The sequence below is a fragment of the Bariatricus sp. TF06-38A genome, assembly GCF_027690675.1.
In the GTDB taxonomy this organism is placed as follows: Bacteria; Bacillota; Clostridia; order Lachnospirales; family Lachnospiraceae; genus Allocoprococcus; species Allocoprococcus comes.
In genome coordinates this window covers 1-227 of the sequence record NZ_JAQFCE010000004.1, presented here as the reverse complement: position 1 = coordinate 227, position 227 = coordinate 1, and the positions used below count along the sequence as shown (strand labels likewise).

Below are 227 nucleotides of genomic sequence, written 5' to 3'. Positions count from 1 at the left end.
TTGGCAGAGCAGCTGATTTGTAATCAGCAGGTTATCGGTTCGAGTCCGATCATCGGCTTTTGTCCTTAGTGGGACGTATTTAATTTGGACCTTTAGCTCAGCTGGTTAGAGCAATCGGCTCATAACCGATCGGTCCCGGGTTCGAGTCCCTGAAGGTCCACTTTTTTAACAATTTCATATGGCCCGATGGCTCAGTTGGTTAGAGCGCCGCCCTGTCACGGCGGAGG

The 227-nt window shown here is 51.1% G+C and carries 2 tRNA genes (1 of these 2 running past the window's edge); both read left to right on the top strand.

Features of this window, described 5'->3' with window-relative positions:
* Positions 1–55, top strand: a tRNA-Thr gene (locus tag PG418_RS05120); it begins 30 nt to the left of the window's first position.
* Positions 56–86: 31 nt separating this feature from the next.
* Positions 87–160, top strand: a tRNA-Ile gene (locus PG418_RS05115).
* Positions 161–227: the final 67 nt, after the last annotated feature.